The organism is Nocardia abscessus NBRC 100374 (genome assembly GCF_000308455.1).
Classification (GTDB): domain Bacteria; phylum Actinomycetota; class Actinomycetes; order Mycobacteriales; family Mycobacteriaceae; genus Nocardia; species Nocardia abscessus.
In genome coordinates, this window is record NZ_BAFP01000083.1 from 1 (window position 1) to 23,132 (window position 23,132).

21 protein-coding genes and 1 pseudogene are annotated in these 23,132 nt (G+C 66.4%); 14 read left to right on the forward strand and 8 right to left on the reverse strand.

The window, feature by feature from the left end; genetic code table 11:
* Together ON19_RS44700 and ON19_RS43800 are read left to right on the forward strand one after the other, a co-directional pair.
* A pseudogene (locus ON19_RS44700) lies at window positions 1–763 on the forward strand (IPT/TIG domain-containing protein); the annotation flags it as partial.
* 43 nt (window positions 764–806) lie between these two features.
* Window positions 807–2,402, forward strand: a complete 1,596-nt coding sequence (locus tag ON19_RS43800) for a beta strand repeat-containing protein (RefSeq protein ID WP_063709446.1) — start codon at window positions 807–809, stop codon at window positions 2,400–2,402.
* A gap of 135 nt (window positions 2,403–2,537) precedes the next feature.
* On the opposite strand, the gene ON19_RS16420 is transcribed toward ON19_RS43800, so the two are convergent.
* Window positions 2,538–3,251: an alpha/beta hydrolase gene (locus ON19_RS16420; RefSeq protein WP_051168968.1), complete on the reverse strand. Its 714-nt coding sequence runs from the start codon at window positions 3,249–3,251 to the stop codon at window positions 2,538–2,540.
* 127 nt (window positions 3,252–3,378) lie between these two features.
* Between ON19_RS16420 and ON19_RS16425 the strand changes: the two genes are divergently transcribed.
* Window positions 3,379–4,968: an AMP-binding protein gene (locus ON19_RS16425; RefSeq protein WP_043692786.1), complete on the forward strand. Its 1,590-nt coding sequence runs from the start codon at window positions 3,379–3,381 to the stop codon at window positions 4,966–4,968.
* A gap of 64 nt (window positions 4,969–5,032) precedes the next feature.
* On the opposite strand, the gene ON19_RS16430 is transcribed toward ON19_RS16425, so the two are convergent.
* A complete protein-coding gene (locus ON19_RS16430; RefSeq protein WP_043692789.1) occupies window positions 5,033–5,596 on the reverse strand; it encodes a PadR family transcriptional regulator in 564 nt (187 codons plus the stop codon).
* Between the two features lie 124 nt (window positions 5,597–5,720).
* On the opposite strand from ON19_RS16430, the gene ON19_RS16435 reads away from it, so the two are divergent.
* From ON19_RS16435 to ON19_RS16475, 9 genes are all read left to right on the forward strand, one after another.
* Window positions 5,721–6,137 (forward strand): nuclear transport factor 2 family protein, encoded by a 417-nt coding sequence (locus tag ON19_RS16435; protein ID WP_043692793.1) that lies wholly within the window; start codon window positions 5,721–5,723, stop codon window positions 6,135–6,137.
* A complete protein-coding gene (locus ON19_RS16440; RefSeq protein WP_043692796.1) occupies window positions 6,134–7,621 on the forward strand; it encodes a phytoene desaturase family protein in 1,488 nt (495 codons plus the stop codon). The genes ON19_RS16435 and ON19_RS16440 overlap by 4 nt, the downstream gene beginning before the upstream one ends.
* 13 nt (window positions 7,622–7,634) lie before the next feature.
* Entirely contained in the window at window positions 7,635–8,771 is a 1,137-nt protein-coding gene (locus tag ON19_RS16445) for an FAD-binding oxidoreductase (protein ID WP_043692800.1), read from the forward strand.
* A gap of 53 nt (window positions 8,772–8,824) precedes the next feature.
* Window positions 8,825–10,594 (forward strand): acyl-CoA dehydrogenase family protein, encoded by a 1,770-nt coding sequence (locus ON19_RS16450; RefSeq protein WP_051168974.1) that lies wholly within the window; start codon window positions 8,825–8,827, stop codon window positions 10,592–10,594.
* A 104-nt stretch (window positions 10,595–10,698) separates the two neighbouring features.
* The gene (locus tag ON19_RS16455; protein ID WP_043692806.1) at window positions 10,699–11,517 is read left to right on the forward strand and encodes an SGNH/GDSL hydrolase family protein; all 819 of its coding nucleotides are present in this window, start codon (window positions 10,699–10,701) and stop codon (window positions 11,515–11,517) included.
* Window positions 11,514–12,758 carry a YhgE/Pip domain-containing protein gene (locus tag ON19_RS16460; RefSeq protein WP_051168969.1) on the forward strand — a complete coding sequence of 415 codons (1,245 nt, stop codon included), beginning with the start codon at window positions 11,514–11,516 and terminating at the stop codon, window positions 12,756–12,758. Before ON19_RS16455 ends, ON19_RS16460 begins: the two co-directional genes overlap by 4 nt.
* Window positions 12,759–12,777: 19 nt before the next feature.
* Window positions 12,778–13,281: a hypothetical protein gene (locus ON19_RS16465; RefSeq protein ID WP_043692809.1), complete on the forward strand. Its 504-nt coding sequence runs from the start codon at window positions 12,778–12,780 to the stop codon at window positions 13,279–13,281.
* A complete protein-coding gene (locus tag ON19_RS16470) occupies window positions 13,278–13,565 on the forward strand; it encodes a hypothetical protein (protein WP_043692812.1) in 288 nt (95 codons plus the stop codon). The genes ON19_RS16465 and ON19_RS16470 overlap by 4 nt, the downstream gene beginning before the upstream one ends.
* A 335-nt stretch (window positions 13,566–13,900) precedes the next feature.
* On the forward strand, window positions 13,901–15,001 hold the full coding sequence (locus ON19_RS16475) for an IS110 family RNA-guided transposase (protein ID WP_051168970.1): 1,101 nt from the start codon (window positions 13,901–13,903) through the stop codon (window positions 14,999–15,001).
* A 262-nt stretch (window positions 15,002–15,263) separates the two neighbouring features.
* Here the strand turns inward: ON19_RS16475 and ON19_RS16480 are convergent, their stop codons facing one another.
* The 5 genes from ON19_RS16480 to ON19_RS16500 all read right to left on the reverse strand — a co-directional run bounded on the left by ON19_RS16480 (window position 15,264) and on the right by ON19_RS16500 (window position 20,561).
* Window positions 15,264–16,517 carry a cytochrome P450 family protein gene (locus ON19_RS16480; RefSeq protein ID WP_043692817.1) on the reverse strand — a complete coding sequence of 418 codons (1,254 nt, stop codon included), beginning with the start codon at window positions 16,515–16,517 and terminating at the stop codon, window positions 15,264–15,266.
* Window positions 16,518–16,745: 228 nt separating this feature from the next.
* Window positions 16,746–17,918, reverse strand: a complete 1,173-nt coding sequence (locus ON19_RS16485) for an aminoglycoside phosphotransferase family protein (RefSeq protein WP_043692820.1) — start codon at window positions 17,916–17,918, stop codon at window positions 16,746–16,748.
* A 119-nt stretch (window positions 17,919–18,037) separates the two neighbouring features.
* Window positions 18,038–19,087, reverse strand: coding sequence for a fatty acid desaturase family protein (locus ON19_RS16490; RefSeq protein ID WP_174377698.1), 1,050 nt, complete (start codon window positions 19,085–19,087; stop codon window positions 18,038–18,040).
* A gap of 365 nt (window positions 19,088–19,452) precedes the next feature.
* Window positions 19,453–19,662 carry a TOBE domain-containing protein gene (locus tag ON19_RS16495; protein WP_043692823.1) on the reverse strand — a complete coding sequence of 70 codons (210 nt, stop codon included), beginning with the start codon at window positions 19,660–19,662 and terminating at the stop codon, window positions 19,453–19,455.
* A 62-nt stretch (window positions 19,663–19,724) separates the two neighbouring features.
* Complete coding sequence (locus ON19_RS16500; RefSeq protein ID WP_043692826.1) at window positions 19,725–20,561, reverse strand: glutamate ABC transporter substrate-binding protein; 837 nt, start codon at window positions 20,559–20,561, stop codon at window positions 19,725–19,727.
* Window positions 20,562–20,881: 320 nt separating this feature from the next.
* Between ON19_RS16500 and ON19_RS16505 the strand changes: the two genes are divergently transcribed.
* Together ON19_RS16505 and ON19_RS16510 are read left to right on the forward strand one after the other, a co-directional pair.
* Window positions 20,882–21,163, forward strand: a complete 282-nt coding sequence (locus ON19_RS16505; RefSeq protein WP_157229738.1) for a hypothetical protein — start codon at window positions 20,882–20,884, stop codon at window positions 21,161–21,163.
* A gap of 343 nt (window positions 21,164–21,506) precedes the next feature.
* A complete protein-coding gene (locus ON19_RS16510) occupies window positions 21,507–22,754 on the forward strand; it encodes an MFS transporter (protein WP_043692832.1) in 1,248 nt (415 codons plus the stop codon).
* Window positions 22,755–22,782: 28 nt separating this feature from the next.
* Here ON19_RS16510 and ON19_RS40430 read toward each other — a convergent pair whose 3' ends face one another.
* The gene (locus ON19_RS40430; RefSeq protein WP_218006436.1) at window positions 22,783–22,950 is read right to left on the reverse strand and encodes an SDR family NAD(P)-dependent oxidoreductase; all 168 of its coding nucleotides are present in this window, start codon (window positions 22,948–22,950) and stop codon (window positions 22,783–22,785) included.
* Between the last annotated feature and the right edge of the window lie 182 nt (window positions 22,951–23,132).

Here is a 23,132-nt window from a genome sequence, read left to right on the forward strand (position 1 = left end):
AGTCGGTGGTGCGACGACAGTCATCCTCACCGGAACGGGATTGACAGGAGCCACAGCCGTCACCTTCGGTGCGACACCGGCGACGTCGTTCACGGTCGACTCCGCCACCCAGATCACCGCCCTGGCACCCGCCGGAACGGGGACCGTGCAAGTCACTGCCACCACTGCGGGCGGAACCACCAACGGCGTCGCTTACACCTATGTTCCGGCGCCCGCTCTGACTTCGGTGGTGCCGAGTTCGGGCCCAGAGGGTGGTGGGACGACGGTCGTTCTGACCGGCACGAATCTGACGGGAACGACCGGGGTGACTTTCGGTGTGACACCGGCGGCTTCGTTCACGGTCGATTCGGCGACGCAGATCACGGCGGTCGCTCCCGCCGGAACGGGAACCGTGCAGGTCACCGCCACCACCGTGGGCGGCACGAGTAACGGTGTCGCTTACACCTACATCCCGACTCCCACCGTGGCAACGGCCGTACCGAGTTCAGGGCCGGAAACCGGCGGGACGACAGTCGTGCTCACCGGAACGAACCTGACCGGGGCCACCGCCGTCACCTTCGGTGCCACACCGGCAACCTCGTTCACCGTCGACTCCGCGACGCAGATCACCGCCGTCGCCCCGGCAGGCACGGGATCCGTACAGGTCACCGTCACGACAGTCGGCGGAACCAGCACCGGCGTCACCTACACCTATGTCCCAGTTCCCGCTGTGGCCACGGTGGTACCGAGTTCAGGGCCGGAAACCGGCGGGACGACAATCGTGCTCACCGGAACGAACCTGACCGGGGCCACCGCCGTCACCTTCGGTGCCACACCGGACCGTCGACTCCGCGACGCAGATCACCGCCGTCGCCCCGGCAGGCACGGGATCCGTACAGGTCACCGTCACGACAGTCGGCGGAACCAGCACCGGCGTCACCTACACCTACGTCCCGACTCCCGCTCTGACCACAGTGGTCCCGAATTCGGGGACAGCAGCGGGCGGAACGACGGTTGTCCTGACCGGAACGGATCTGACCGGAGCGACCGCGGTCAGTTTCGGTGCGACACCGGCGGCTTCGTTCACCGTCGACTCGGCGACGCAGATCACGGCGGTTTCTCCCGCTGGAACCGGGACGGTGCAGGTCACCGCCACCACCGTGGGCGGCACCAGCAACGGCGTCGCTTACACGTATATTCCGGTTCCGGCTCTCGCCAATGTGGTTCCCAACTCGGGACCGGAGGCAGGCGGGACAACGGTCGTTCTTACCGGAACGGACCTTACGGGAACTACCGCAGTCGATTTCGGTGCGACACCGGCTGCTTCGTTCACGGTTGATTCCGCGACGCAGATCACGGCGGTCTCTCCGGCGGGTACGGGAACGGTGCAGGTTACCGCTACCACCGCGGGTGGGACCAGCAATGGCGTGGCCTACACCTTTGTTCCGGTTCCCGCTCTGACCACGGTGGTCCCGAATTCGGGGTCGGCAGCGGGCGGGACGACGGTCGTTCTCACCGGAACGGATCTGACGGGAGCGACTGACGTCAGTTTCGGTGCGACACCGGCGACATCGTTCACGGTCGACTCCGCGACGCAGATCACGGCAGTCTCTTCGGCGGGTACGGGGACGGTACAGGTCACCATCACCACCGCGGGTGGTACCAGTAACGGCGTATCCTACGACTACGTCCCGGCCTTGGGTTCGGCGTTCCCCTTCCAGGGGCCGGAAGCAGGCGGTAACCAGGTCTTCCTCAACGGGAATGGCCTGACCGGAGTCACCGCGGTCACCTTCGGCGGCACACCGGCCACCTCGTTCACCGTCGACTCCGATACGCAGATCACGGCCATCGCACCCGCGGGGACGGGCGCCGTGCAAGTCACCGCCACTGGCCCGAATGGCACCAGCAACGGCGTGACCTACACGTACATCCCGGTTCCCACCCTGACCTCGGACAACCCGACTTCCGGGCCCGAAGCAGGCGGAAACACGGTCATCCTGACCGGGACGGGCCTGTCCACTGCGGGCGCGGTCCTGTTCGGTATCTCCGCGTCCGACTTCACCGTCGACTCCGACACGCAGATCACCGCGACCGCTGTTCCGGGGACGGGGACTGTGCAGATCACCGTCATCACGGCGGGTGGAACCAGCAATGGTGTCGCGTACACCTATATTCCGGCTCCCACCCTCAGCGGCGCGGTTCCGAATTCGGGTGCGGCGGCCGGCGGCACGACCGTCGTTCTCACCGGAACGGATCTGACGGGAACTACCGCAGTCGATTTCGGTGCGACACCGGCTGCTTCGTTCACGGTCGACTCCCCGACTCAGGTCACGGCAGTCTCGCCCGCCGGAACGGGCACCGTGCAGATCACCGCCACGACAGGAGGTGGGACCAGTAACGGCGTCGCCTACACCTTTATCTGACCGGTGATTCGGCTGGGCCGTCGGCACAATGTGCCGGCGGCCCGGTCTCGTATCTGGTTCCTCGGCCTCTGTTCGGCCACACACCTGCGGTGAGATGCGGTGAACTGTTCGCGTTGCGCAGGATATGCCCAGCAGTTATACCTGGCGGTGGAACGGAAATTCGAAACGGACAAAACGGGAGCGGGGTAGTTCCCGCAGGGTGACAGGGCCGTCGCAACGGCTGGCGAGGGTATACGCCGAGGAGGGGTCTACGACGTGGTCGTGGGGGCTGACGAAGATCAATGCTGGCGTGGATAGTCGGCGTGGGTCGGCGGTGAGGTCGCGCAGGGCGGCGGTGACCGATTCCAGGGGCGCGATGGGTACAGCGTCGTAGGCGGATTCGGTGATGCCGGGTCGGGCGATGTCGGAGCCGACGGCGGGCAGGGTCTCGCTGTCGGTGGCGCGTCCGGCCTCGACGTGTCCGGACCATCGGGGTGCGTCGGGGTCGATGAGGGGGTTGATCGCGATGAGTGCGGTGAGGTCGGGGTGGCGTAGCGCGAGCCAGGTGGCGAGGGTGCCTCCCATGGAGAATCCGGCGACGATGACGCGTGAGCAGCGTTGGGTCAGGTCGCGATATGCCTGGTCGGCGTGGTCGGACCAGTCCTTCCAGCCGGTGGTCAGCATGCCGGAGACGGTGGTGCCGTGCCCGGGCAACAGCGGCGCGGTGACGGTGTAGCCGGCCTCGGCGAACGCGGTGGCCAGCGGTTGGATCGAGTGCGGCGAGCCGGTGAAGCCGTGCAGCACGAGGACACCGTGATCGTCGCCGTCGGCGTGGAAGGGGTTCGCGTAGGGAAGCATGCCTTCTTTCATGCGCCACCCAAGGAAATATCTTTTCTAATCAACTAGTTGAATATGAGGGATAGAGCCCTTACAGTCGGTCGGGTTGTGACCCGCGCCACCGATGCGCGGGTTCGGACGATTCGTGAGGACAGCTGTCATGAGCTTCACCAGCCCGTATCCCGAAGTCGACATCCCGGACGTGAGCCTGTACGAGTTCCTGTTCGACGGCCTGACTGAGGCCGACCTGGAGCGTCCCGCACTGCTGGACGGTACGACCGGAGCCGAGACGACCTACCGGGCGCTGCGCGATCAGATCGATGCCGTGGCCGGAGCACTGGCCGCGCGCGGACTGGGGTTCGGTGAGGTGGTGGCCGTACACGTGCCGAACGTGCCCGCCTTCGCCGCCGTGCTGCATGGAGTGCTTCGCGCGGGCGGTACCGCCACGACGGTGCACGCGTTGTACACCAGCGAGGAGATCACCAAGCAGCTGACCGACGCCAAGGCCCGGTTCCTGTTCACGATCTCGTTCTTCCTGCCCCAAGCTGCTGCGGCGGCCGCGGCGGCAGGTATCCCGCCCGAGCGGATCTTCGTGCTCGATGGCGCGCCGGGGCATGAGTCGCTGGCGGATCTGCTCGCCGCTGGGTCTCCGGCTCCCGGGGTGCGTTTGGATCCCGCGACGCATCTGGCGGTGCTGCCGTATTCGTCGGGAACGACCGGCAACCCCAAGGGGGTGATGTTGACGCATCGCAATCTGGTGGCCAACATCTGTCAGGTCGAATCGTTGACCCGCATGGGCGCGGCGGATCGGGCCATGGCCGTGCTGCCGTTTTTCCACATCTACGGCCTGAGCCTCATTCTCAACACCGCGCTGCGACGTCGCGCGGCGCTGGTCACGATGCCCCGGTTCGAGCTGACGGAGTTCCTGCGGATCAGCGCGGCGCAGCGGTGCACGTATCTGATGATCGCGCCGCCGATCGCGGTGGCTTTGGCCAAGGACCCGCGCGTGGACGACTACGACCTGTCGAGCGTTCGGGTGGTGATGTCCGGTGCCGCCGCCCTGGATGCCGACCTGGGCAACGCCCTTGCCGCACGGTTGAACTGCCGGGTCCATCAGGGCTACGGGATGACCGAGATGAGCCCGGCCAGCCACGGCATCCCCGAAGACCGCGTCGATCTACCGCTGGGATCCATCGGAATCACCCTGCCGAATATCGAGTGCAAGCTCGTCGACCCGGTGACCGGCATCGAGATCGACTACCCGGCAACCGGGCTCAGCGCCCGGGGCGAGCTGTGCTGCAAGGGCCCCAACGTGATGCCGGGCTACTTCGGCAACGATGGCGCCACCGCCGAGGCCTTCGACGCCGACGGATTCCTGCGCACCGGCGATATCGCGGTCGTGGACGCGGACGGCGTCGTGTATCTGGTGGACCGGGTCAAGGAGCTGATCAAGTACAAGGGCTACCAGGTGGCTCCCGCCGAACTCGAGGCGGTGCTGCTGACCCATCCCGGCATCGCCGACGCGGGGGTGATCGGCGTGAAAGACACCGACGGCGAGGAGATTCCGAAGGCGTTCGTCGTGTCGCAGCCCGACACAGACCTCGATTCCCAGCAGGTCATCGACTTCGTCGCCGACCGTGTCGCCCCGTACAAGAAGGTGCGCCGCGTCGCATTCGTCGATGCCATCCCGAAATCGGTCACCGGCAAGATCCTGCGTAAGGACTTGCGCAGGCTGGAAGCCGCGCACTGACCGTGGCCGTTGCCGCCGGCCCGGGGATCGTGTCGGCGGCAGCGCGGCCCGCGGGTAGCGGCCGCTACGCGGGCGTGGCGATGCGCCGGTCGATCACCGCCAGGGCGAACTCGGCCCAGCGAATGTTCTCCTGTTCGAAGGAGATTCCGCGCAGCAGGGTCAGGTAGGGGCCGATGCGTTCGGCCTCGGCGAGGTAGGCCTGTTCGCTGCGGCCGTCCAGAAGCCGGGTGCGCAGGCGTTCGTAGCGGGCCAGTTTCGCCTTCGACCACTGCATCCGCTCGGCCACCGCCGCGCGCACCGCCGGGGCGTCTTCGACGTCCATGCCCTGGACCTTCACCATCATCTCGTCGCGGATGGCGGTCGGTCTGGCTTGCGTCGCGATGAATTCGCGCAACGCGGCGCGTCCGGCGGGGGTGATGGTGTGCAGGCGCTTGTTCGGTCGGCGCTCCTGCTGAACAACCCGGGTCTCGATGAGCCCGTCGGCGGCCATCCGCTCGAGTTCCTTGTACAGCTGCTGGGGGGTCGCCATCCAGAAGTTGGCGACCGAGGCGTCGAAGCTCTTGGCCAGGTCGTAGCCGGACGCCTCGCCGTCGAGCAGGGCGGCCAGCACCGCGTTACGTAGCGCCATCCACCCAATCTAGCACGCGACGAGATTATTCAAATATTTGTCTCCGCGCGACCTGGACACATCGACCGCACCTCGCTACGGTCATAGTCACCTATTCAATAAATTGCGTATGAAAGGTGAGGGTATGCATCCCTTCCGAGCGGCCGTGGAGGCCCGCGACGAGACCGCCATCGAGGCGCTGCTGGCCGAGAATGTGGTGTTCACCAGCCCGGTGGCGTTCAAGCCCTACCCCGGCAAGGCGATCACCGCGGCCATCCTGCGTGGAGTGATCCGTGTGTTCGAGGACTTCCGCTACGTGCGTGAGATCGCCGACGCGGGCGGGCGCGACCACGCGTTCGTGTTCGAGGCGACCGTGGACGGCAAGCACATCACCGGCTGCGACTTCCTGCATTTCGACGAGGAGGGCAGGATCGATGACTTCATGGTGATGGTGCGCCCGCTGTCGGCCGCCCAGGCGCTCGCGACGCGGATGGGTGAACAGTTCCAGCGGATCAAGGCCGAGGCCACCGCTCAGCTCGCACGTGAGGGAGCAGGGGCGTGAGCGACTACGACGCGATTGTCATCGGCGCGGGGAATGCCGGGCTGACCGCGGCGGCCACTCTGCAGCGCGCAGGCGCGCGCACCCTGTTGCTGGAGCGGCACAATGTGCCCGGTGGGTGCGGAACCTCGTTCCGGCGTGGACGCTTCGAGTTCGAGGTGGCGCTGCATCAGCTGTCCGGTGTCGGTGTCGAGGGCCAGGCGCTTTCGTTGCGTGAGGGGCTGTATCAGCAGCTCGGTATCGCCGACAAGCTGGAGTTCGTGCGGGAGCACGACCTGTACCGGGCCGTGATCCCCGGCCAGTTGGATCTGACCCTGCCCGCGGACTGGGACGGCGCGATCGAGGCCATCGAGGCCGAGTTCCCCGGCAACCGTGACCGGGCGGCGCGATTCTTCGAGTTGCTCAAGCAGGTGACGTTCTGGCAGATCGCGGCCATGCGCGGCATGCCGGTCGAGCAGATCGACCCGATGCTGTTCACCTACGGGGTGCGGCCGTTGAAGGACGTACTCGACGAGTACTTCGACGACGAGCGGCTCAAGACCGCGCTCGGCATCTACTGGACCTACCTCGGGCAGCCGCCGTCGAAGCTGGCGTTCCAGGATCTGGCGCTGACACTGTTCGCCTACTTCGAGTTCAAGCCCTGGCATGTGCGCGGCGGCTCACAGGCGATGTCCACCGCCATCCTCGACTCCTTCCTGCAGGCCGGCGGCGAGGTGCGGTTCAACTGCGGTGTCGAGGCAATCCTCACCACCGGCGGGCGGGCGTTCGGAGTGCGGCTCGAGGACGGCACCGAGGTCACCGCGTCCGACGTGATCTCCAACGCCTCGCTGCCCACCACCTACGGCATGCTCGACGGCATCCACGTGCCCGCCGCGGTACGCGACGACCTGTCCACCCGCCGGATCGGCGTATCCGGGTTCGTGCTGCACATGGGCTTGGACGCCACCCCCGCCGAGCTCGGGTTCACCACCAGCACCACCTTCGTCAACCGCGACAGCGACGACGACCGCACCTACGACTCATGGAAGTCGTTCGAGCCCGCGCGCGGAATCTGCGTCAGCTCCTACGATGTCGCCCCCATCGGGTTCGCCCCCACCGGAGCCACCCACGTCAGCCTGATGACGCTGCAGTACGCCGACATCTGGAAGAACGTCTCGCCGTCGGAGTACGCGCGCGCCAAATTCGCCTACGCCGAGACGCTGCTCGACCTGTGCGAAACCATCACCCCGGGCATCCGCGACGCCATCGAAGAGGTCGACGTCGCGACACCGCTGACCATGATGCGCTACCTCGGCCACCCCGGCGGCGCGATCTACGGCTACGACCAGGACGCCACCGAAGGCTGGCTGTTCCGCAACAGCGAACGCGCAACCCATGTCCCCGGACTGCACCTGGCCGGTTCCTGGTCCGGAATCGGCGGCTTCCAACCGACCCTCGAAGCGGGCGCGCGTGTCGCCCGCCGACTGCTGCGCACCAAAGCCGCGTGAACGGAGACCACTCGTGAAACACCCTCTCGTCCAACGATTCGACGGCGCGGCCGAGATCATCGCCGAGATCGACGCCCGCATCCCCGACACCCGCGATCACCTCGCCGACACCCGCGCCACCATCGACACATACCACCCTAAACGGTTGCAACTAATTGTCGCCGAGATCGTCGAGGAGACCCCCACCACCAAGACATTCCGGATGCAGGGCCTCCATCAGGCCGAATTGCCGCCGTTCCTGGCCGGGCAGTATGTCAACGTGTTCATCGACGGCACCAGCCGCCCGTACGCGATCTCCTCGTCCCCGACCCAGCGTGACCACTACGACCTGACCGTCCGCCGCGTTCCCGGCGGCCGCATCAGCAACCTGCTCATCGACACCGTCCAGACCGGGCACGTACTGACCACCACTGGCCCGCTGGGCACCTTCCACCACAACTCGCTCTTCCACGGCGACGACGTCGTCTTCCTCGCCGGCGGCTCCGGTGTCGCCCCGGCGATGAGCATGCTGCGTGAAATCGCCACACTCGGCCTGGACCGCTCCCTGCACCTCATCTACGGCTCCCGCCACGCCTCCGATGTGATCTTCCGCGCCGAGCTGGACGTACTGGCGGCGGCGCATCCCGGGATCACGGTCGACCATGTGATCGCCGAACCCGATGCCGACTGGACCGGGGCCACCGGCTACCTCACCGCCGACACCATCGCCGCCCTGGCCGGCGCGCTGAACGGACGCATGGTGTACGTGTGCGGCCCTCAGGCGCTCTACCCTTACGCCCTCGATCAGCTCACCGCACTGGGACAGCCGCGCAAGCGAATTCGTTTCGAGGCCAACGGCGCACCCAGCGACCCGACGGCGCAACCGCACTGGCCGATCGGCACCGACCCGACGGAGGAAGTCACCGTCACCGTGAGCGGCACCTCCTTCCGCACCCCGCGTAACCGCCCGCTGCTGGATACGCTGGAGGACAACGGCATTCGCCCCGAGGCCGCCTGCCGCTCCGGCGAATGCAGCCTGTGCCGGGTGCGCATCGTGAAGGGCGAGGTGCACACCGCCGAGGAGGCCAGACTGCGGCTGTCGGACGCACGGTTCGGCTACACGCACTCCTGCGTGGCCTATCCGATCAGCGATGTGGAGCTCGAGCTGTGAGTTCAGGCCACTATCGGGCCAATGTCCGGGATCTCGAGTTCAACTTGTTCGAGATGCTCGGCCTGGATGCGCTTCTCGACCGCGGCGCGTTCGGTGCGCTCGACAGCGAGTCGGTGCGCACCATGCTCGACGAGATGCGTCGAATGGCCGAGGGCCCGCTCGGCGCCTCGTTCGCCGACGCCGACCGTCATCCCCCGGTATTCGATCCGGCCACCCATACTGTCGCTCTGCCGGACGCGTTCAAGCGCTCCTACCGCGCCCTACGCGAACTAGGCTGGGAGAAGATCGGCGTAGCCACCGAATTGGGCGGTACTCCGGTGCCGCGTGCGGTGTATTGGGCACTCGGCGAGATGGTCCTCGGCGCCCAGCCCGCCGCCTTCATCTACGCGCTCGGGCCGGGCGCCGCCGCGCTGTTCCACGAGGGTGGTCGGGACCAGCGTCACCGCACCCGGATCACCGTCGAAAAAGGCTGGGGCGGAACGATGGTACTCACCGAACCGGATGCCGGATCCGATGTCGGGTCCGCCCGGACCCGGGCTGTTCCGCAGCCGGACGGGTCCTGGCATCTCGAGGGCGTCAAACGGTTCATCAGCTCCGCCGACTCCGACGACCTGTTCGACAATATCGTGCATCTGGTGCTGGCCCGTCCCGACGGCGCGGGACCGGGTACCAAGGGGCTGGCGCTGTTCGTCGTGCCGAAGTTCCACTTCGATCTCGAGACCGGTGAGCTGGGCGAGCGCAATGGTGTTTTCGTGACCAATGTCGAGCAGAAGATGGGTCTGAAGGTCTCGGCCACCTGCGAACTCACCTTCGGCGGGCACGGTGTTCCCGCCAAGGGCTGGCTGGTCGGGCATCCGAACACGGGTATCGCACAGATGTTCCGGCTTATCGAGCACGCGCGAATGATGGTGGGCACCAAGGCCATCGCCACGTTGTCGTCCGGGTATCTGCATGCGCTCGCGTACGCGAGGCAGCGGGTGCAGGGACCGGATCTGACCCGCAAGGACGACAAGGACGCGCCGCGTGTGCCGATCATCCGGCATCCAGACGTGCGGCGGTCGCTGCTACTGCAGAAGGCCTACGCCGAAGGCCTGCGCGCGGTGTATCTGTACACCGCCGCGCACCAGGATCCGGTGGTGGCCGCGCGAGTGTCGGGAGCCGACGCCGAACTGGCCGCGCGGGTGAGCGATCTGCTGCTCCCGATCGTCAAGGGTGTCGGCTCCGAGCGTGCCTACCAGTATCTGACCGAGTCCTTGCAAGTGCTGGGCGGTTCGGGATATCTGCAGGAATACCCGATCGAGCAGTACATCCGTGACTCCAAGATCGACTCGCTGTACGAGGGCACCACCGCCATCCAGGCGCAGGACTTCTTCTTCCGGAAGATAATCCGCGACCAGGGTGCCGCGCTCGGCCATATCGCCGGGAAGATCGAGCAGTTCATCGAGGCCGGGGCCGGGATAGCGGAGCGTGAGCTGCTGCGGACCGCGCTGGCGAACGTCCAGGCCATGACCGCCGCGATGACCGGACATATGGTAGCCGCGCAGCAGGACCCAACCGAGCTCTACAAGATCGGGCTCGGTTCGGTCCGCTTCCTGCTCGCCGTCGGCGATCTGCTCGTCGGATGGCAGCTGCTGCGACAGGCGGAAGTCGCCGCAGCAGCCGTGGCCGCCGGCGCCGACGGACCGGAGCGGGCGTTCTATCAAGGCAAGATCACCACCGCGCACTACTTCGCACGCACCGTCTTACCCACCCTCGACGCCACCCGCGTCGTGCTGTCCCAACTGGACAACGACCTGATGGCGCTGAGCGAAGCCGCCCTCTGAGATCCAAGGGGCGTGATGGGGGTGGAGCAACACCGCTCCACCCCCATCGTGATACCCAACACGTGCAATAGACAACTAATTGGCTATCCGCCTACGCTGGCTTCATGCCCGCCGACCATGACCGAACAGCCTCCCCCGGCGCGTATGCGCGGTACGTCGCTCTGGGTGACAGCCAGACCGAAGGCGTGGGCGACGGCGACGACGTGACCGGGCTGCGCGGCTGGGCGGACCGTTTGGCCGAGCGGCTCGCGGTGGTCAATCCCGACCTGCGGTACGCGAATCTCGCCGTGCGCGGCAAACTCGCCCACCAGGTCCGTGCCGAGCAACTCGACGCGGCGCTGGCCCTGGAACCCGACCTCGCCACCGTCCTGGTCGGCGTCAACGACCTGCTGCGGCCCGGGTTCGACGCCGACGAGGTCGGCGGGCACGTACACGCGATGTTCGCCGCCCTCACCGCCGCCGGGACGGTGGTAGCCACGCTGACCTTCCCCGACGTCGCCCGCCTCACCGCCTTGGCCCGGCCGATCAGCGGCCGCGTCACCGCACTCAATCAGCGCATCCGGCAATCCGCCGCCCGCTACGGCGTCCTCGTCGCCGAAACCGCCGATCACGCCGTCGTCACCGATCCCCGACTGTGGAGCCCCGATCGCCTGCACGCCGGGCCGATCGGGCATCAGCGCATCGCCGACGCCGTAGCCCACGCCCTGCACCTGCCCGGCGCCGACGACAGCTGGACCCACCCGCTATCGCCCGCCCTGCCGCAGCGCCACACCGCCATCACCGCGGTGAACGAACTACGTTGGGCAGCAACCTTTCTCGGCCCCTGGCTCGGCAGGCGCCTGACCGGACGGTCCTCCGGCGACGCCCGCACCGCCAAACGCCCGCACCTCTTGCCTGTCCAGCACCGAGGAGCCGCCCGATGAGCACGAAATTCCGAGACTCGGTGAAGCTCACCCGTGACTTCGGGCGCCACCCCGGCACCTGGCTGCCGCCGCTGCTCGTCCTGCTGGTGCTGTCGATCGCACTACCCGCCGTCTACCTCGGCGGCACACTGAATCCCGACGGGAACCTACGCGACCTGCCGATCGCCCTGGTTGTCGAATCCCAGACCAGCACCGACATCGACGCCGCCGAACACGTCCGCACAGCCGTCACCGACGGCGTCGACGCCCAAGCCATCGACCTGATCGCGATGAGCGCCGACGAGGAACGCGAGCAAATGAGCGCCGGCAAGATCTTCGGTGCCATCCGCATCCCCGCCGACTTCAACACCTCGATCACCCGCCTGGCCACCGCCGCTCCCGGCCCCGCCACCCACGCCGTGGTCCACCTCGACACCAACCCGGCCGCCGCCACCATGAGCACCGGCCTGTTCACCGGCCACATCGCACCCGTGCTCGCGCAGGTCAACGCGGGCCTGGCCGCGACACTGCCACAGACCGCGGCGGCCACGACCGCGCCGGCCGCCTCGTTCACGGTCACCACCGCCCCCCTCACGCCACTGCCGTCACACACCGGGCTGGGCACCAGCGTCTTCTACTATGCGGTGGTCCTCGTGCTGCTCGGGTTCGTCGGCGCCTCGGTCATCCACCCGATCGTGGACTCCGCCAGCGGTTTCCAACCCAGCGAACTCGGGCCGATAGTCCAACGCCGCGACTACACACCGCTGTCGCGACGACAACTGCTGGCAGTCAAATGGTGCGTGGCGCTGCTGGCCGCACCCCTGGGGGCCGGACTCATCCAGCTGATCGCCACCCTGGCCTTCCACATGCCCGCCCCCGCGCCGTGGCAGCTGTACCTGTTCTCCACCGCGACCATCGCCGCGGTCAACGTCGGCGCACTCACCGTCTTCGCGATCTTCGGATCCCTCGGACCGCTGGTCAACATGTTCTTCTTCGTCGCCATGGCCATGACCTCCTCCGCAGGCACCCTGCCCGTCGAGGCCACTCCGCCCTTCTTCCAGGCCATCGCCACCTTCGAACCCATGCGCCCGATCGTCACCGGCTTGCGCTCGATCCTCTACTACGACTCCACGACCCAGTCCGGCCTGCACACCGCCTGGATCCGCCTCGCCATCGGCGGCCTCATCGGCATCACACTCGGTCTGGTCACCACCAGCATCTACGACCGCAACCCCGCATTCACCCGACACCCCTCCCCCTGACACCATCGTCCGGCCCACCATGCTGGCGGATCCACGCCTCATCGTCGAACAACCCCACGACGTGATCATGGATCTGGCAGGTGATGTCCGCCGCGCCGACGCCGAACACGTCGCTGACCACCTGCGCGACAGCGGGATCGCGGCGCGCTATCTGCGCCGCCGCATCCTCACCCGCGACCGCGCCTCACCGCTCACCAGGTTATGCACCGGCGAACTCCGCGCGCCCGTCGGCGTGAACCTGCTCCGCGAGGGCCTCGCCCTGCCGGAAGTCTTGCTCGGCGCCGGCCGCCACGTACCGCGCTGCGCCCACGCCTGCACGTACTGCTTCTCCCCTCTGCGACCACCAGATTTCGGCTTCGACATTGGCGACGACTTCAGCACCCAGATCATCAAAACCTCACCGGGTCCCTCTCGGGAGAAGGTGTGCGCACACGCGGTGTATGGGAGCCCGCTTCCTCAGACGCGCCAGCCGAAAACGGACGCACCGGCCACCAGAGGCCGACGACGATCAGCAAATCGTTGACCGATCGGCTGCGCCGCGACGGCGCCCACCACGTCCTCATATTGGCGGAGGCGGAGTTGGATCGCTGCCGGTGGGCGGTGTACCGGGTCCACCGCTGCTACACCGCACCCGCCCGCGCCTGGCGCTCGGTCGACACCGTTGCTCAAGGCAGCGGCGCCGAAACCGGCGACATACTGGGACAGCGCACGGGGTTCGAGGCCCGCTGGCACGGCCACGCCGACGACCGGTTGCTCGCCCTCGAGCAGGCCGCCCACGACGCCGTGGCGGACCGCGACGCGGCATAACCACACCAGTCACCCCGGTCACACTCCCGCGGACTGGTCGTCGAACGTGCCTTCAACAGAGCCAAGCACTGGCGCGGTGGCCACCCGCTACGACTGTGATGATGAATGGGTGCCGCCCCGGGTGATGGGATGACCCGCGCTATGACTGGCCGCGAGTGCCTTGAGTTTGATCTGTCGACCATCGCCTGGGGCGGTGCTTGCTGCCGCCGGACCGGCAGGGCGTGTCCCGATAGGGGCCTTGCCGCGAACAAGGCACCGTCACAGTCCTGACCGCCCCACCCAGCCCGGCGTCGGCTAGCCCGGTCCCCAAAAGCCGATCAGGAGACAGCCGACCCGTGCCCAGCATCCCTCGTGACGACCGCCCCGACCAACCCGATACCGATGACGAGACCGTGATCCTCGGTATCGACACGCACAAGGACTTCCACGTCGCGTTCGTCATCAGCGCCCAGGGACAGTCGCTGGGACACAACATATTCGCCACTACCGCGACCGGATACCAGCAGCTGCTGAACTGGGCGCGCGGTTTCGGAAAACTGAAGCGGGCCGGCGTCGAAGGCACCAGCTCCTACGGCACCGCGGTGACCCGCGTCCTGCGCGCCGCAGGCGTGCTCGTCCTCGAAGTCAACCGGCCCGACAAGGCGAATCGGCGGCGGCGCGGCAAAACCGACGTCATCGACGCCGAGACTGCAGCCCGCGCCGTGCTGTCCGGTCGCGCGACTGCCGTTGCCAAGACCGGTGACGGGACAGCGGAGGTCCTCCGCATGCTCAAGATGGCAAAGGATTCCGCGATCAAGTCTCGCTCCCAGGCGATCAACCAGCTCAAAGCGGTCATCGTTCGCGCGGACCCGGCGCTGCGCGAATCACTGACCGGATTGAGCAACGCGCGGTTGGTCCGTCGCTGCGCCGAACTCGACTGCAACGCACCCACGACCAGCGTCGGCGCCGCGGCCTACACGCTGCGCTCCCTGGCACGGCGGATCCTCGCCTTGACCGGCGAGATCGAGGACCTCAACACACACATCACCGCCGCTGTCGCCACATCACATCCAGCGCTGCTCGACTGCTACGGCGTCGGTCCAGACACCGCGGCCACGCTGCTTATCGCTGCCGGCGACAACCCGGACCGTCTCCGCAGCGACGGGTCGTTCGCGGCCCTCTGCGGTGTCAGCCCGATCGAAGCCTCCTCGGGCAAGACCAACCGTCGGCGGCTCAACCGCGGCGGTGACCGCCAAGCGAACTCCGCCCTTTACACCATCGTCATCGCCCGATTGCGCTGGGACACAACCACAAAGAGCTACCTTGCCCGCCGCGAGACCGACGGCAAGACCAGGCGAGAAGCTATCCGATGCCTCAAACGCTACATCGCGCGCGAGCTCTACCGGATCATCACAGAACCCGAACCAGCGGCCACGGCACTACTCACAGCCTCTTGACATCCATAGGGGCATCAAGCTCGCGATCACCTACCGAGCCGGATTCCTCCTGGCCCTCATCGTCGAATGGCTCAAGTCATTGGGAGACACGACCTAGAGGTATCCAGGTGCTGGCAATACCAGTTTCAGCGGCGTGACGTTCGTGCGCACTGGGTACGACTGTGCAGTGGCGCGACGGAATGCCGGGACATCAGCCGGCCACTGGCTGGGCGAGAGTCGAGACGAAGGCTTTTCGGCTGGTCCAAGCGGTCGGTGTGGACCGTCAGGTGTTCAGCGGAGACGTGGGTGGAAAGGTGACCGGTAATTCGGTCAGTGCCCTGTGGAAGGGCCCTGGCCGCCAGTTCGGCGCCTGGTCCGGCAGGTTCAGTTCGATCTCCGGTAGTGCGTCGAGGAGTTGGTCGATGGCGTCTTGCGCGATCAGGTAGGCCAAGGATCGCGCCGGGCAGGCGTGCGGGCCGAGGCCCCAGGCCAGGTGGGAGCGGTTGCCGGTCAAGTCTCCGGTGCGGATCGCGGGGTCGTTGTTGCATGCGGCCATGCTGATGACGACGGGCTGGTGTGCCGGCAGCCAGACGTCATCGATGAGGATCGGATGGCGGGGGTAGGTGATCAGCAGGTTCGCCAGTGGCGGGTCGTTGAACAAGACCTCGTCGAGTGCGTCGCGGGAGGACAGGTTGCCGCCGAGGAAGCTGTCACCGAAGCGCTCGTCGGTGAGTATCAGCAGCAGGGTGTTGGCGATCAGGTTCAGTTCGAATTCGATCCCGGTGCCGTAGACCTGTGACACATGGTGGGACGCCTCTACGTCGTCCAGCCGGGCGGGATGCTGGAGCAGTACCGAGGTGATGTCGCGTTGGGGTTCGGCGCGTTTGAGTGTCACCAATTTCATCAGCGCCTCCCCGAGCATCTGGTTGCCCTTCTCGGCGTCGACACCCTCGAGGAGGGCGGCCGTACCGGCGGCGACCTGCCCGCCGATCTCCGGGGGGCAGCCGAGCAGGTAGTTCACGACTTCGAATACCAGGGGGAATACGTACTGCCGGATCAGGTCGGCAGCACCGTCCTGGCAGAAGGAGTTGATCAGCGGAACGGCGAGTCCCTCTACGACGGAGTGGAGGGCATACAGATCGACCTCGTCGATGCTTGCGGTGATCGCCCCACGGTATCGAATGAAGTCGGGCCCGCTGCTGCGACTGGCCATGGGCCGCCACTCCAGCAGCGGGAGGATGGGGCAGTCCGCTGGAATGTTCTTCTGCCAGGCGCGCGGGTCGGCGGGAAAATGCTCGGGGTCGTTGAGGATTCGCACGGCGGTGCCGTAGCCGATCACCAAGGTGGCGGGTACCCCGGGCGCCAACTCCACCGGCGCCAAAGATCCGTACCGTCGGCGCATTTCACGGTATGCGCGGTGCGGATCGGACGCGAACTCGGGCGTATACATGGGCGCCCGTGTGACGTCGGTATCGATCGGCGAGCCGTGCCCGACCGGGCACGACTGAGCTGAAACCTGAGACTGCGGCCTGCTCAAGGAGCAAACTCCCAACTGTTGATATGCACTGCACGATTGCTGAAGTTCCGGCTCCCCGTCCAGGCAAGGAGCGAGTCGCCGGGTCTACGCCGGAACCGGTCGATGGTATAGCGGACGCGAAACAGCATCGCCGGCGCACGAAAACGTGCCGACCAGAATGTTTTCGGTCCCTCCGCGGCCGAACTCTCGCCCGGCCGCGACACCGCGATGGGTAGCGGAAGAGATTGATCAGACGCCGAGAGCGTCCAGCGAATCATGGTCGTCGATGGCCGTGGTGATCCGCTTCAGCAGCGTCAGGCAGGTCTCCACCGGCTGCATCTTGGGTTGATACGCCGCCCTGCCGATCGTGAACGCCCAAGCCGCGTAGGCGAACATGGACTGTTGCCGATACGCCAGCCACGCGTCGTCGAAGGACGGAGCCCGGCCGTCGAGGTGTCCGAGTTCGTCGAGGTAGGCGGCGAGCAATTCGCGGTTCCAGGCGCGGCGGTCTTCGGGCTCGCATCCCGAGTTGACGGTGTAGGCGAAGTCGTGTGCCCAGCCTCCCCGCATCACCACCTGCCAATCGACGAATCCCATACGCCCCGAGCCGGTTCTGTATGTTTGGCCGATGTGCGGGTCACCGTGCAGCAAGGTCTGGGGCAGCTCGTTCGTCGCCTTGTCGATTGCTCGCTCGACACCGGCCCACAGCCGATCCGCCTGGCCGTGCAGGGCCTCGGGAACCACTTCCTGGGCCCGTCGCAGGCCGACTTCGCAACGCTTCTTCATGTCGATGGCGGCGAGATATGCCTGCAGGGCTTCGGTCGTGGTTTTGAGGTCGGCGATCGAGGGGTGGTTCCAGAACGTGCGATGCAGCCGGGCGAGATTGCGCACCAGGTCTTCTATCTGGTCGCGGGCGACCGGGGCGTTCGGCTCGATGAACCGCGCGCCGCGGGTCGAGGCGATGTCTTCCATCAGAGCGATCGAACGCCACGACCCAGCGTGGGCGGCGCCCCAGTAGCCGATCGGGGCCTCCATATCGACCTGGGGGCGGAAGTCCCTGAAGAAACGGGTCTCGCCGTCGATCATCTTCCCGCCACCGAGCAGAATCCGCTGGGAGAAGGCTGTTGTCGTCTTCGCGAAGAGATCGGTCGGCAAGCCCGCCTGCTTGCCCGCGTCGTTGTACTCCACGCGTATCGCGACGCGGGTGGATGTTCCACGGCTGCCGTTGGAGGTTTCGAACGAGACCACCTCGGCCTCGGGGACATCGCGGCACAGGACGGCCGTCAGCCACTGCGGTGTCAGGGTTTCGCCGGACACCGGGACGTCGTCGACGTCCCGGGCTTTCGGCCGGGTCAACTTCTCGCCAAGGATGTGCGCGCCGACTGTGACAGACCGTCCGAGCAACCAGAGCTTGTGGTTCATTCGCTTGCCTCGATTCCGGAGTACGACTTGACGGCCCGAGCAGTGGATCGCCAGCACACGGGCCCGCAGGACAGTAACCCATGCTTTCGGAATCGTTGTACGACAGAGCTATTGCCGAGCTAGGTAAGTGGCCGGGCGAGTCGACCGACGCTGTGCAGGTGGCGCAGCGCCTGAATGTAGGAGCCGAGGAGGCTGGTCTGGCAATAGGGCAGCCCGAGTTCGGCGCAGAACTCCGCGACCAGCGGCTGGGCTCGGCGCAGGTTCGGCCGTGGCATGGACGGGAACAGATGATGCTCGATCTGGTAGTTCAGGCCACCCAAGGCCGTATCGACGAGCGGGCCGCCGCGGACGTTGCGGGACGTGAGCACTTGACGTCGCAGGAAGCCCCTGGAGTCGGCGGCGGTCAGTACTTCCATCCCTTTGTGGTTGGGCGCGAAGGTGCAGCCCATGTACAACCCGAACAGACCCTGCTGCACGACGATGAAGACCACCGCCTTGACCGGGGACAGGACCAGGAACACCGCGCAGAGATACCCGGTGGCGTGAGCGGCGAGCAACAAAGCCTCCCAGGCCCGGTGCGGTATCGCCCACCGCATCACCGCACGGGCGCTCGCGAAGTGCAGGCTCCAACCCTCCAGCAACAGCATCGGAAAGAACAGCCAGGCTTGGTTCCGGAAAATCAGCCGCCGCAGGCCCCGGCTGGCGCGGGCTCGATCGCCGGAATGCGCCAGCACCCCCATGACGTCGGGGTCCGCACCCTCGGTGTTCGGATGCGCGTGGTGCCGGTTGTGGTTGCTGGTCCACCAGCCGATGCTCACTCCGATGCCGAGATTGCCGAAGAGCACCCCGAACAGGTAATTGGCGCGCCGTGAGCCGAAGATCTGCCGGTGACCGGCATCGTGGCCCAGGAAGGCGATCTGGGCGAACACCACCGCCAGGAACGCGGCGACGCCCAGCTGCCACCACGAGTCACCGACCACCACGAATACCGTCCACCCGGCGGCCAACGCCACGGCGGTGACCGCGCTCTTCCACGCGTAGTACCGCAGCCGCCGTTTCAGCAGCCCTGCTCCCTGCACCCGACGCAACAACACCGCGTACTCGCTGCCGCGCGGAACCACAGCACTTTCCATCACCACGGGCCGCCTACCGTCCTGCTCTCGCGTCATCCGCCGGACCTTATCCGACTACGGGGTGTCCGATCCGATGTCGAGCACAGGACAGCTCAACCTTCTTGGAATAACAGAATGCCGCGCTCGGACCACCACTAGGTAAACAAATGTACCGGTCCGCCACCATCCGCGTGACCACCGAACCATCGGAGGCCGTAGCGCCCACGGCGGGCCACCGCGGGTACCGATTTGCCTGACGAAGCATACTCTCGACGTCCGCCGGCTCGACGGATCTCAACCGGCCCGGCGGGTGGAGCGGGATGGGCCGAGCAGCCAGAATCGGACTGCGCGGCCATCTGTCCGATGACCGGTGACCGACGAAGCCCCGGGTGGCGGACTATCGCGCCGTACTCCGGCGAGCTTCAGTCCACGCCGAGGGCGACTTCGGTCGACTTGATGAGGACCGTGACCCTGGATCCGTCGGCGAGCTGGAGATCGTCGGCGGCGTCGCGGGTGATGGAGGAGGTTATCTCGTCGCCGCCGGTCAGCCGGACGCGGACGACGGCCATCGCTTCGCCGCGGGTGACCGAGACGACTGTTCCATTGAGTTGGTTACGTGTGGATAGTCGCATCCGACGATCCTACGCAGGGCAAATGCCTGCGCACCGGATGTTCGGACGCTGGAATCGGTAGCTCAGTACCGGTCCACGGCGGGCGGTGTCAGCGTCGAGTCCCGGAGCGGACCGATCGTTTCCTCGAACGCTCTTTTCCAAGAACCGTCGGCGATCATTTCCTCGATCGCATCGTTGATCTTGGCGCGGGTCTCTTGGTCGCCCTTCTTCAGGCCGATGCCGTACTTCTCTGTGGTGAACGTGTCGCCGACCAGCTTCAGTTCTCCTGATGCCTGCCCCGCGAAACCGGCGAGGATGATGTCGTCGGTGGTCACCGCGTCGACCGAACCGCTGCGCAAAGCATCGATGCACCGCGAGTACGTGTCGACTTCCACCAGCTGAACATCTTTGGCGTAGTGGTCCTTGACGTACTGCGCGGGGGTGGAGCCTTCGACCGAGCAGAGCTTCTTGTTGCCGGTCAGCGACTCGACCCCGGTGATGTCGGTGTTCTCCTTCTTCACCAGCAGGGCCTGCCCCGCCACAAAGTACGGTCCGGCGAAGTCGACTTTCTTCTTCCGCTCGTCGGTGATCGAGTAGGTGGCCACGATGAAGTCCACGTCGCCGTTCATGATCATCGTCTCGCGTTGCGCCGTCGGCGCCTCCTTGAAGGTGATGCCCTCCGGCCGCACGCCCAGCTTGCCTGCCACGTACTCGGCGATCTTCACGTCGTACCCCTGGTACGAGCCGTCCGTATCACGAAAGCCCAGTCCAGGCTGGTCGAACTTGATGCCGATGGTCAGCTTGCCCTCCCGCAAGTGATCATCGACGGTAGCGGCGTCGCCGCCGCCACCGCAGGCGGCTGCGACGAGAGTGACGGCGATCGCCCCGATACCGAGGCGGAGTTTTCGGTTGATCCTCATCGAATTCGGTTCCCTCTCACGGTGAGCTGCCAGGCCGGATCGGAGGCCGGGTGCTGACGACACGTCATCTTTCCCGGGAGAATCGACACCTGGTTCGAATGCCTTCCCGCTGGTGGAAAGATGTTTCGTCCGTGTGAATGCCGAATCACCGGCTCTGCAGCGACCATCCTCCGGCGTCGTCGAATTCGCCGATATCGAGGCACGCCGAAATGGCCCCCGCACCGTCATGACACCCTGAGAGGGTGGACAAGCCACACCATGTACACGATTCGGATCGAGATCCACTTCCTGCCCGAGACCGCTCCCGATGGTCTGTCGGGGTGCGAATTGTCGCGTGTGTCATGGGCGTCTGCAGCGGCTCATTGTGGTTGTGGTGCGCGTTCCTGACGCTCAGCTCGCGCTTCTCGACCGATCCCGGCCACGATCCGCACGGTTACGGGCTGATCATCGGTACGGTGCTGGCCATTCCTGCTGGACTCCTCGCCGCTCTCACGTTGCCTTTCGCTTTCCCAGCAGAAGTTAGGACCCGCGCCTTCGGAATTGCGCTCTCGGCGTTCGCCATTACCTCCGCACTGCTGTTGGCGGCGCTGTCGACCGCATGACGTCACCGTCGGTGCCGCGGCAGCGTGCGCTCGGCCACGCTGTACGCGGCTCTGTTCAGCACGGCGTCGGGCGTCTTCGGTCGGGGATCTGTTTTTTCCAGCCGCCGAGCCAAGGGGGGCAGCGCTGGCGGCGGCTCACCGGATGATCTCGAGGTCAGCGGCGGCCTGTTCGTGGCAGCGACATCGGCAAGGACAGGAGGGGTGTCGAGATCCCTGCGGCCGATATCTCGAACTACAACTCGGAGTTGTGGGTCACCGAAGCGCGGTTGTTGGAATCCCTGGTAGACGGCCTGGTTTCATACCGCTGGTCAACATGGGGTTGTTCAGATGAGGTGACGCATCGGTGGGTGTCTCGGGCGGGTCGCTGGGACGGCGGTTCGGGTGGTTGTGGGCAGCCTATGCGGTCAGCGCCTACGGTTCGAGTTTTTGTTTCGGCGCACTCCCGTTGATCGCGATCACTGTGCTGCACGCCGGACCGACGGAGGTGTCCGCCCTCGCGGCCTCGGGTTTGGCGGTAGGGGCGCTGGTCGCGGTGCCGTTGGGTCCGTGGGTGGAGTTCCGTCGTAAACGCCCCGTGATGATCACGATGGACCTGTCCCGGTTCGTCGTGCTGGCCAGCATTCCGGCCGCGTTCGCGTTGGGGCTGTTGAGTTTCGCGCAATTGCTCATCGTGTCGGTGGTTGCCGCCGCGGCGGATATCACCTTCAGGTCCGCGAGCGGGGCATACCTGAAAACGTTTCTTCGGCCGGAGGACCTGCTGGTCGCCAACGCCCGATTCGAGGCGACGACGTGGAGCGCTCAAGTGATCGGACCGCCCTTGGGTGGGGCTGCGATGGGACTGTTCGGCCCGGTGGTGACGGTGCTGGCCGATGCGGTGAGCTACCTGCTGTCGGCGATGGGTATCGGCGCGATCGGTGACAGCGAACCCCGCTCCACGCACCACCGCGCATCCCGGGCCCGGGTGAGCGAGGTGCTGGACGGGTGGCGGTACATCCTCGGCCATCAGGGGCTGCGGGCGATGATGGCCAACTCGGTTCTCTTCTCCGGGCTGCTCCTGGCGGCCGAGCCGCCGTTGGCCGTATTACTGGTCGGCCAACTGGGTTTCGCGCCCTGGCAATACGGTCTTGCCTTCGCCGTGCCCTGCCTCGGAGGTCTGGTCGGTGCCCGAGCGGCCCGCCCACTGGCAACACGATTCGGTCACCATCGCGTCCTGATCGCCGCCGCAACATTGCGTGCCTGCTGGCCACTCGGATTGGCGTTCGTCGGGCCCGGTATCCCCGGCCTGATGCTGGTCATAGTGGTCGAGTTCGGACTGATCGTCTGCATAGGCGTATCCAATCCGCTGATAGCCACCTACCGACTCCACCAGACTCCCGCAGACCGTGTCGCCCGAACCCTGTCGGCTTGGACGATCACCGCGAAAGCCACCACCGCGGCCCTGACCGGGCTTTGGGGACTGCTCGCGGCGGCCACCAGCCCACGTGTCGCCATCGCTGTCTCGGGGGTGCTTTTGCTGGCTACTCCCCTGCTGCTGCCCAGGCACGAACACCTCGCACCGAGCGAACCCGAACCGGCCACCGAACCTTCATGACCGCACCGAGTACCAGCATTTTTGGGGCTCACATGCGGGCGGTGGCTTCGCCCGATGCGGCGAATTCCGCCACCCACGCGCGAGTGAGCGCTTCCAATGCGCCTTTCGTCGAGCTGTACAGCGCCCCGACGGGGATGCCGAGACGAGCGATCCAAGAGCCGAGGTCGATGATCACGCCGCCGCCCGCGTGGGCCATCCCGGCGCGACGACCTGAGAGCGGTCCATTTCGGCCTCGAGTGCCGCGGCGACGCCTTCGGTCTTCGTTGTCGTGATCGAACGGGTGCGCGCGGGTACCGCAGGAGCGCTGTCCGGCCGGCCACGCACGGACGCGTAATATCCTGACGTCGTTTCGTCATATCACCTCGTTTCGTCGTGGTC